Raw genomic sequence first — 9909 nt, 5'->3', positions numbered from 1 at the left:
TCGGCGCCGACCTCGACTCCCTGCTGCCGGGCGCTTTCGCTAGCGGTATTGAGGTTTTCCAGCGTGGCCTGCTGGTCCCCCAGGGCCAGCTCGACTTCCGCCAACTGCTCCTGTACCAGGGCGATTTCTTCCTGTAACGGACTGTCGCTGAGATCCCGATATTCCAGCTGAATTTTCTCGATGCGTTCATCGAGCCGACGCAGTACCTGTTCCAAATGCTGGATACGGGACTGCTGTACCTCCGCCTGCTGGCGCGGTGCGGCGGCACCCTGATTGAACTCGTCCCAGCTGGACTGCCACTGTTGCATGGAGTCTTCCGCCTGCAACAGAGCGGCTTGGGAAAGCGCCTCGGAATCCGCCACTTTCTCCAGTTCCGGAACGATGTCCGCCAGCTCGCGCTGCCAGCCCTCGGCCTTTTCGCGGTCACTGCGCAGGTGCTCTTCGGATTCGGCAAAGTTGCGCTCCGTCTGGGCCAGATCCTGCTCCAGCTCCCGGGCGCGATCCTGGACGTGCTGGATCGCCTGCTCGATGCGGGCCACTTCGGCACCGATGGCGTAATAGCGGCCCTGCACCTCATTGAAACCGTCGCCGTATTCCGTGTACTCGGTGCGGTGGCGCTCCAGGGCGGTATCACAACCGCTGCGCTCGGTGACCAGCGCCTCGATTTTCAATTCGTAGTCGGTAATCACCTTGCGCCGTTCGGCCATTTGCCCTTCCAGCACCTGCCAGCGCAGCGCCTGCAATTCCGCCTTGACCCGCCGCTCCTCTTTCTTCAGTTCGGCATATTTTTCGGCGGCCTGGGCCTGGCGTTCGAGACGGCCCAGCTGGCGCCCCAGCTCCTCGCGGATATCGGTGAGCCGCTCCAGGTTTTCCTGGGTGCGGCGCATACGGCTCTCGGTGTCCTTGCGGCGCTCCTTGTATTTTGAGATGCCCGCCGCCTCTTCGATATAGATGCGCAATTCATCGGGCTTGGCTTCGATCAGGTTGGCAATCATGCCCTGTTCGATAATGGCGTAACTGCGCGGCCCCAGTCCGGTGCCGAGGAAGATGTCGGTGATATCCCGGCGGCGACATTTGTTGCCGTTGAGAAAGTAGTTGGACTGGCCGTCGCGGGTGACCTTGCGCTTGATGGAGATCTCACTCCAGCTGGCGTATTCGCCACCCAGACTGCCATCGGCGTTATCAAATACCAATTCGATGGAGGCCTGCCCCACCGGTTTGCGCCCACCGGAACCGTTGAAGATGACATCGGTCATGGACTCGCCGCGCAGGTGTTTGGCGGAGCTCTCGCCCATCACCCAGCGCACCGCGTCGATAATATTGGATTTACCGCAACCGTTCGGGCCCACCACGGCACAGAGGTTGCTGGGGAAGGACACGGTGGTCGGGTCTACAAACGACTTGAACCCTGCCAATTTGATACATTTGAGGCGCATGAATGTCTCTTTGAAGTTGGCGTTCCTGCCAGAATATCCGCTGCCGGGGACCCCGGATTGGCCAAGTCTGTGGACTCAGCTAAAAGAACAGATTTTACACAGCTGTGTGGGGGCCACAAGCGACCGCCCGTTTATAATTGCCGATCGATCACCACGATTTGCTGAACAGCCTCTCCGGCAAAGCTGAGCGCTTCGCTGCTGCCCTCCAGATCACCCGCAGCGGGGATCGCCGAACCGCTTTTGGAGACCCGCGCCACCACCTGGACTTTGTTGGCCGACGACAGCGGTTTGCCGCCGGGCATGGCCATGGAATCGTCCAGGGTCACCGTGGTGGGCAGGTCGGACACCCGCAAGCGGGCCACGGCCAGGGGCATCGGGGGGCCCTGCCACTCCCGGGCGAACACATACACCAACTGCGAGGGGTCCGCGCTCAAACCGGGGGCCAGCGCAACACTGACCTGCAGCGAAGGCAACGCTTCACCGAGCTGCTGCCGGGCGCGCTCGATACCCGCCTGCAGCGCCTGGGCCTGGGGCGTGGCCGGGGGAATGGCCCGCAACGCGGTCTGCCAACTGGCCATGGCGAGGCGATAATCGCCGCCCTCAAAGGCGCGAATGCCCTGCAGACCCAGCGCGGTCAGGTTATTGGGGTCGGCCGCCAGTGCGCGATCCAGGGCATCGCCCGCGGTCCCCGCAAAGCGATTGCCGGCGGCGAAGTAGACCGCCTGGGCGTACTCGGCCAACAGTTCGGCATCATCCGGACTCAACGCCACTGCCTGCTGGTAGGTGGCGCTGGCCTGCAGGAAATCGCCCTGCTCCAGTTGCAGTCGCGCCAGGGTGACCTGGTAATAGATATTGTCCGGCTGGCTCTGCAGGCGCCTGGCTATGCGCTGTTGCAATTGTTGTCGCAGCGCCGCGTCGGCCTCGGCATCGAGATCGCCTTGCGCCCGCCGCTCCATCAGCGAAGTAATCGCCACATCGTCGCCGGCGCCGAGCATCTGGTACAGGCTGAAAGACAGCAGCGGCACCAGCAGCAGCCCCGTCAGCAGCAGCCAGGCCCCGCGGCCGGTAGCGCCTGCGCGCGCCGCCACCGTCGTTTCATCGGCCAGTAACAGTCGCTGCTGTTCCGCCACCAGCTCGGCGTACTGCGCCGCATCCATCTCGCCATCGGCCAACTGACGGTCCAGTTCCGACAGCTGCTCCCGGTACAACAGCACATTGGCGTGGACCGGGTCGGCTACTTCCGCAACGGACGACTTTCGCAACAGGGGAAAAATAACGAATGCGGCCGCGGTCAATGCCAGCAGCCCGAGTACCAGCCACATCAGCGATCACTCCCGTTGCCGTCAGGCGTGTCATCCGGCGGCGCTGTACCCTGCAACAAGGCCTGTAACCGTTTTTGCTCATCGCCGGCCAATGCCGTTTCGCCAACCGGGGCGGCTTGACGTCGGCGCACCAGCAAGATGATCACCAGACCGATCAGTACCAATAGCCCCGGCGTCAACCAAAGCACCAGCGTGGTCTGTTTTACCGGCGGCTTGTAGAGCACGAATTCGCCATAGCGCGCCACCAGGAAATCGACTATCTCCCGATCACTCTTGCCCTGCTCCAGCATCCGGTAGATTTCGTCGCGCAAATCTGCCGCAATCGGGGAATTGGAATCCGCCAGATTCTGGTTCTGGCATTTGGGACAGCGCAGTTCGGTAACCAACACCTGATAGCGTTCTCGCTCGGCGTCGCTGGAGAAGTTTTTAACCTCTACCCCGCTCCAGCCCGGCACCGGTACTAATAGCGCCAGCAACAACGATAGATAGGCAAATAGGCGATTGCGCACTGAGTTCATTCCCGTTGTGTAAGAGCGGAGTCTGCTCGTGGAGAGCGCGTCCCCTTCAAAGGTCTTCAATAACTTCCTTGGCTGCCCGAAAGGCCTCCTGCAAGGCCGGCGCCCCGATGTAGGGGGCGGTGTGAAGCAGCACTTCACGGATTTCTTCCGGGGTGCAGCCGTTGCGCAACGCACCGCGCACGTGCCCCTTCAGCTCCGCCGGTGCCTTGAGGGCGGCCAGCGCGGCGATGGTGATTATGCTGCGGGTTTTCAGCGGCAAGGTGTCGCGCGCCCACACTGAGCCCCAACAATTTTCGTTGATGTAATCCTGCACCGGGCGGGTAAAGTCGGTAACGGCATCCATGGCGCGATCGACAAACTCATCACCCATGACCTTGCGGCGCACCTTCATACCGCGCTGATAATCTTCTTCAGCCATGCTGTTTCCTCATTAAAGCTGTTGCCAGAGCGGCAAAATTTTCTGCTTCCAGACGCGATCATCGATCACGCCCACGTGCTTGTAACGGATCATGCCGTTGCGGTCCACCACATAGGTCTCCGGGGCACCGAAGACGCCGAGATCCAATCCCAGGCGACCGTCGGCATCAATCACGTTGATCTGATAGGGATTGCCCTTTTCCGCCAGCCATTTGTCAGCTGCGGCCCGGTCATCCTTGTAGTTGAGACCGATGATACGCACCCCCTGCCCTGCCAGTTTATTGAGGTAGGGGTGTTCCACCCGGCAGCTGATGCACCAGGTGGCCCAGACATTCAGCAGCGCGGGCTGCCCCAGAAAAATACCCTGATCAACCAACCTCGCCTCGCCTCCCGAAACGGGCAGGGAAAATGCCGGCACCGGTCGGTCGATCAGCGCCGAGGGCATGGCATTGGGATCGCGCTTCAGGCCGTTCATTAAAAACACGGCCAGCACCACAAATACCAGCAGGGGAATAAACAGTTTCAAGCGGGCCACTGCGCTACTCCTCACAGATTGGCGGCGAGGCCTTCAGGGGCGGCCTCCGTCACGGGTTGGCGGCGATAGCGCTTGTCCAGCACCGCCAGCAAAGCGCCGATGGCAATCAACAGGCCACCCAGCCAGATCCAGCGCACAAAGGGTTTGATGTGAATTCGCACCGCCCAGGCATCACCGGCCAATGGCTCCCCCAGCGCGACATACAGATCCCGCCACAGGCCACTGCCGATGGCCGCCTCGGTCATGGTCTGGCCAGTGGCCACATAACGGCGTTTCTCGGGGCGCAGTTCATCCACCACACGGCCGTTGCGGGTCACCTTCACCAAAGCCTGGTCGGCGATGTAGTTGGGTCCCTGGACGGGGCGCATCTCGACAAATTCAAACTGGTATCCCGACACTTCTGCGCGATCACCGGGAGACAGGCGCACATCCCGCTGCACGCTGTAGAGGGTGGTCAAACCCGCGCCGACGATGCATACCGCCACCCCGAGGTGGGCCAGCACCATGCCGTAATAGCTGCCCTTGAGTCGCCGTAAACCGTATAGCCGGGAACGGCTGTGACCGGACTTCCGCCACAGATCCCGAACCGTCACCGCGGCCACCCACACGGCGACCGCCACGGTGACCGCCGCCATCGGCGAGTAGTGCTCGCCGAAGAACAGCGGGAACAGGGCTCCGGCCAGCAGTGACACCACTAGCGGGATATTCAGGAAACGGCCCAACACGCTCAACTCATTGCGCTTCCAGCGCAACACCGAGCCCACTGCCATCAACACCGCCAGCACCAGCATCAACGGCACAAAAAACAGATTGAAATAGGGCGGACCGACAGAAATCTTGCCCCAGTCCAGTACATCGGCGATCAATGGATAGAGCGTACCCAACAGAATAATCACCATGGCACTGACCAACAGGATGTTGTTGATCAGCATGAACATTTCCCGCGACAGCCCATTAAAGCTGGCGGCGCTTCGCACCGCCGGACCACGCAGTGCGTACAGGAACAGCGACCCGCCCACCACCATGGCCAGGAAGGCCAGAATGAAGATCCCCCGCTCGGGATCTGCGGCAAACGCGTGTACCGATGTCAGCACCCCGGAACGGACCAGAAACGTACCGAGCAGGCTCAGGGAAAAGGCGAAAATGGCCAGCAGCAGCGTCCAGCTGCGGAACACCCCGCGCTTTTCGGTCACCGCCAGGCTATGGACCAGCGCGGTGCCCACCAGCCAGGGCATGAACGAGGCATTTTCCACCGGGTCCCAGAACCACCAGCCGCCCCAACCCAGTTCGTAGTAGGCCCACCAGCTGCCCAGGGCGATCCCCAGGGTCAGGAACATCCAGGCCACATTGGTCCAGGGGCGGGTCCAGCGCGCCCAGGCGGCGTCCATGCGCCCCGCCAACAGCGCGGCGATGGCAAAGGCAAAGGCCACTGAAAAGCCCACATAGCCCATGTATAACATGGGGGGATGAACAATCAGTCCGAAGTCCTGTAACAGCGGGTTGAGATCCGCACCCTCCATTGGCGAGAACGGCAGGCTGCGGGCAAACGGATTGGAGGTAAACAGCAGGAACAGATAGAAGCCGACACTGATCATCCCCATCACGGACAATACCCGGGCCACCAGTATGCGCGGCAGCGTTTGGCTGAACAGCGCCACGGCAAAACTCCAGCCGGACAGGATCAACACCCACAGCAACAATGACCCCTCGTGGGCCCCCCATACGGCACTGACCTTGTAATAGTCCGGCAACAGGGAATTGGAATTGGCCGCCACATAGCGGACCGAAAAATCATCATTGAGGAACAGCGCCACCAGGCAGCCAAAACTGAAGGCCACCATCACCGTCTGCCCCACCACCAGCGGCCTGGCGGAGGACATCCACAAACGGTTGCCCAGCGCGGCGCCAGCAAACGGGATCACCGCCTGCAACAGCGCCAGCACCAGCGCCAGAATCAGGGCGAAGTGACCGTACTCAGCAATCACAGTTTATTCTCCTCAACAGCCGGCACCCCGTTGACCATTAACCACCGTTCGCCTTCTGAGCCCGCTGATGGGCGGCGTCCATGGCGTCGGCCACTTCCGGGGGTGTATAGTTTTCATCGTGTTTGGCGAGCACCTCGGAGGCCAGAAATACACCGTCCCCATTCAGCTCGCCCATCACCACGGCGGCCTGGCTCTCGGCAAACAGGTCCGGCAGGATGCCGGTGTAATGCACCTCCACATCGGCCTCGCCATCGGTAATGAGGAAGCTGACGAACAGCGAATCATCGGCGCGCTTGATACTGCCATCCACCACCATGCCACCGGCGCGAATTCTCACCCCTTTGGGCGCCTCTCCCGAAACAATATTGGCGGGCGGGTAAAACAGATTGATATTTTCCCGCAGCGCGAAGCTCATCAACCCCACCGCCACACTGGCTACGGCGATAATGAAGATCACCAAAAACAAACGCTGTCGACGAACTGGATGCATCACTGACTATTCCCGATTCTCTGTTGCCAAACCCGCTGCACTCGCCGCGTCCAGCTGGCGCATGGCTTCGCGGCGCTGTTGGCGCACCACATCCGCCAGCAGCTTGCGGCGGCGGCGCAACGGGCTGGCCACTAGCCACAACATCACCGCGATGGAAATGATATAGGACGACCACACATAGGGGCCGTGCCCCCCCATCAGCAGGAAGTCCTGCAAGCTGTCAAAGCGGAACATCATAGACCGTCCCCCGCCGCCGGTACCACCATATCCTGTACCCAGCGGGTGCGCCGCTCCCGGTAGAGGATCTCCGCGCGGGTATTGAGGATCAACACCAAGGCATAAAAACAGTAAAAACCGAGAATCATCACCAGCAGCGGATGAAACATATCCGGGTGCATGGAGGGAGCCTCAGTCAATTTGATGGTGGCCGGCTGGTGCAGGGTGTACCACCAGTCCACCGATTTGTAGATGATCGGAATATTCACCATACCTACTAGAGACAACACCGCGCTGGCCTTGTTCGCCGCATCCTGGCCATTGTAGGAATACTGCAGGGCAATCACCCCCAGATACAGAAAGAACAACACCAGCATCGAGGTAATTCGAGCGTCCCAGACCCAGTAGGTTCCCCAGGTGGGCTTGCCCCAGACCGCGCCGGTCACCAGGGCGACGAAGGTCAGCGCTGCGCCGATCGGTGCGGCGGACTTCATCACCATGTCCGCCAGCTTCATTTTCCAGATCAACCCCACCGCCCCGGCCAACGCCATCACGTAATAGCCGGCCAGCGCCAGAAAGGACGCCGGCACATGGATATAAATGATGCGAAAACTGTTGCCCTGCTTGGCATCCTGCGGCGCAAAGGCCAATCCCCAGACAATGCCGGTCACCAGCAGCAACAACGCCGCCAGGGATACCCAGGGCAACCATTTGCCACTGGCCTGGTAAAACCAGCGCGGCGAACCCAATCGGTGGAACCACTGCCACATAACCGTTCTTATCTCTCTCTTGCCATTGATGGAGTGATCAGCCGTGCATGCTGACCCGCAAAGCGCCCGCCGTGGCGAAGGGCGAAATCAACAGGGCGAACGCCAGCAGTGCGCCCATCACTGCCAGGGACCCCTGTACCGAAAAACCGTCTACTGCTCGCTGTACCGTACTGGAACCAAAGATCAGCACCGGCATGTAAAGGGGCATGACAATCAGCGACAACAACAGGCCGCCCTTGCGCAGGGCCACCGTCAGTGCAGCGCCAATCGCGCCGATCAGACTGAGCACCGCAGTGCCCATCAACAGACTCAGCACCAGCGGCAGGTAGCCCGCCTCCGGCAGGGCTAACATCATACCCAAAACCGGCGCCAACAGGGTCAGTGGCAGACCGCTGACCAGCCAGTGGGCCAGTATTTTTGCCAGCACCATCAGGTACAGCGGCTGGGGGGAAATGACCAGTTGCTCCAGCGTGCCATCGCGGTAGTCGCTGAGAAACAGGCCCTCCACCGACAACAGCGACGCCAACAGCGCCATCACCCACAAAATGCCGGGGGCAATTTCCGCCAGGCGGCTGGCCTCCGGTGTCAGCCCCAAGGGAATCAGGGTCACCACAATAAAAAAGAAAATCACCGGATTGGCGATCTCGCCGCGATTGCGAAAGGCCAGCAGCACATCCCGCCGCAGGATTGCGACAAAGCCCTGTCCCACGATCAGGCCGCCTGCGCCATATTCGTGAGCGATAAACGACGAATATTGGCAATACCCAGGTCCTGGTGGGTGGAAAGCACCACGATACCGCCCCGCCCGGCATGCTGGACCAGTAGCGCCTCCAGCGCGGCGACCCCCTGTTTGTCGATGGCGGTAAAGGGCTCATCCAGCACCCACAGGGGCGCCTCCGTCACCAGCAGTCGCGCCAGTGCCGCCCGCCGTTGCTGGCCGGCGGAGAGGGTGTAACAGGGCACATCCTCATAGCCCCGCAGCCCGAGCTGGGACAGCACCTCAAGGGAGTCGAAGGCGCTGTTGTCCGGGTGTACCCGGCGCCACCATTGCAGGTTTTCGAGGGGAGACAGGGATTGTTTGAGCCCGGGCAGATGCCCGAGAAAGAGCATGTTTTGCAAATAGGTCTGGCGGTGGCGCAAGGCATTCTCGCCCCGCCACAGCAATTGCCCCGCACAGGGACTCAACGCCGTGGCAATAATGCGCAGCAGCGTGGTTTTACCGGCCCCGTTGGGGCCTTCCACCTGCAAAATATCGCCGCTTTCCAGCACGGCGTTAACGCCGGAAAACAACAGGTTGTCGTCCCTTTCAAAGGCGATCGAATCCAGAGAGAGAACAGCAGCTTGGGACAACGGGCAATAATCCAGCCAGTGGCAAAGGCGGTATTATGCCAAAACTTCTGGAGAGGAGGTAAAAACTTGGCACTGCTGGCAAAAACAGTGGGCAATCTGCCGGTGCGAATCAATCAACGTCGAAATCGTAGTCTCGGATCATCTTTTGCAGCCGCCGCTCTTCAAGCCTGTCTTCCAGTCGCCGACGCGACTCGGAGTTCACGACTTTTACAACTTCTTCAGCATTCGGCTCTGCTGCGGTTTCACCGTCCTCGGCGTCAAAATCGTCCTCTTCTAATGCGTCTTCGCCACTCATATCGAAATTCCTCCATCCCGATACCAACCACCTCAGCGAAACAGTGAAAGACCACTGTTATTTTTGCGCAAAATAGGCGCAAAACCCACAGGGGTCAAGAAAAACAATCCCTTTAATTTCATTAGGATAGTTCTTTTTTGCAAAATAAGTGCAATTTTGGAAAGCCCGCCAGATGCCGCAGGTCCCCAGGGCGGTCAATATCGGGCAATATATCCAGTTCACGCCACGACCAGCGGAGTGCAACAAGCCGCTGCCGGGTAACGCTCAGCACCGCCCCTGTACCCCAGGGCACATCGGCAAACAATGCCGGCGCCGCGGCCGTCAAACCAATCAAAACATAGCCGCCATCCGCAGCCGGGCCGAGCACAGCGGGCACCTCATCCAGTGCCAGCAGGGCGGCCCGAACATAATCCGCATCAATGGCCGGGCAATCACTGCCGATCAGCACAACCTTGGCGTGATGCTGCAAACGGTCGGCAAAGGCAAATGCCATCCGCTCACCCAGCCCCCCCCCCCTGCTGACAGCGGCCCAGCGCACCCGAAGCGGCGAGCAACTGATCGAAAAAAGCATCGGG

At 60.6% G+C, this 9909-nt stretch carries 13 protein-coding genes; all 13 read right to left on the bottom strand.

Annotated features, from left to right (window positions below; translation table 11 throughout):
• Window positions 1-1436 (bottom strand): chromosome segregation SMC family protein (locus ABY948_RS08685; RefSeq protein WP_461482139.1); only part of this gene is annotated, 1436 nt, incomplete at its 3' end.
• 131 nt (window positions 1437-1567) lie between these two features.
• Entirely contained in the window at window positions 1568-2758 is a 1191-nt protein-coding gene (gene ccmI, locus ABY948_RS08680) for a c-type cytochrome biogenesis protein CcmI (RefSeq protein WP_461482138.1), read from the bottom strand.
• Window positions 2758-3267 (bottom strand): cytochrome c-type biogenesis protein, encoded by a 510-nt coding sequence (locus ABY948_RS08675; protein WP_461482137.1) that lies wholly within the window; start codon window positions 3265-3267, stop codon window positions 2758-2760. The genes ccmI and ABY948_RS08675 overlap by 1 nt, the downstream gene beginning before the upstream one ends.
• A gap of 55 nt (window positions 3268-3322) precedes the next feature.
• Entirely contained in the window at window positions 3323-3694 is a 372-nt protein-coding gene (locus tag ABY948_RS08670; protein ID WP_461482136.1) for a carboxymuconolactone decarboxylase family protein, read from the bottom strand.
• 12 nt (window positions 3695-3706) lie between these two features.
• On the bottom strand, window positions 3707-4228 hold the full coding sequence (locus tag ABY948_RS08665; RefSeq protein WP_461482135.1) for a DsbE family thiol:disulfide interchange protein: 522 nt from the start codon (window positions 4226-4228) through the stop codon (window positions 3707-3709).
• 11 nt (window positions 4229-4239) lie between these two features.
• On the bottom strand, window positions 4240-6213 hold the full coding sequence (locus tag ABY948_RS08660; protein ID WP_461482134.1) for a heme lyase CcmF/NrfE family subunit: 1974 nt from the start codon (window positions 6211-6213) through the stop codon (window positions 4240-4242).
• A gap of 37 nt (window positions 6214-6250) precedes the next feature.
• Window positions 6251-6703, bottom strand: a complete 453-nt coding sequence (gene ccmE, locus ABY948_RS08655) for a cytochrome c maturation protein CcmE (RefSeq protein ID WP_461482133.1) — start codon at window positions 6701-6703, stop codon at window positions 6251-6253.
• A 6-nt stretch (window positions 6704-6709) separates the two neighbouring features.
• A complete protein-coding gene (gene ccmD / locus ABY948_RS08650; RefSeq protein WP_461482132.1) occupies window positions 6710-6940 on the bottom strand; it encodes a heme exporter protein CcmD in 231 nt (76 codons plus the stop codon).
• Entirely contained in the window at window positions 6937-7689 is a 753-nt protein-coding gene (locus ABY948_RS08645) for a heme ABC transporter permease (RefSeq protein ID WP_461482131.1), read from the bottom strand. The genes ccmD and ABY948_RS08645 overlap by 4 nt, the downstream gene beginning before the upstream one ends.
• A gap of 37 nt (window positions 7690-7726) precedes the next feature.
• The gene (ccmB, locus tag ABY948_RS08640) at window positions 7727-8398 is read right to left on the bottom strand and encodes a heme exporter protein CcmB (RefSeq protein WP_461482130.1); all 672 of its coding nucleotides are present in this window, start codon (window positions 8396-8398) and stop codon (window positions 7727-7729) included.
• Between the two features lie 2 nt (window positions 8399-8400).
• Window positions 8401-9039 carry a cytochrome c biogenesis heme-transporting ATPase CcmA gene (gene ccmA / locus ABY948_RS08635; protein WP_461482129.1) on the bottom strand — a complete coding sequence of 213 codons (639 nt, stop codon included), beginning with the start codon at window positions 9037-9039 and terminating at the stop codon, window positions 8401-8403.
• A gap of 109 nt (window positions 9040-9148) precedes the next feature.
• Window positions 9149-9334 (bottom strand): PA3496 family putative envelope integrity protein, encoded by a 186-nt coding sequence (locus tag ABY948_RS08630; protein ID WP_461482128.1) that lies wholly within the window; start codon window positions 9332-9334, stop codon window positions 9149-9151.
• Between the two features lie 121 nt (window positions 9335-9455).
• On the bottom strand, window positions 9456-9909 hold a 454-nt coding region (locus tag ABY948_RS08625; RefSeq protein ID WP_461482127.1), incomplete at its 5' end, for a TIGR04282 family arsenosugar biosynthesis glycosyltransferase.

Source organism: Porticoccus sp. (assembly GCF_041592135.1).
GTDB lineage: Bacteria > Pseudomonadota > Gammaproteobacteria > Pseudomonadales > Porticoccaceae > Porticoccus.
The sequence above is the reverse complement of the archived record's forward strand: the minus strand, read 5'-3'. Positions and strand labels throughout refer to the sequence as shown.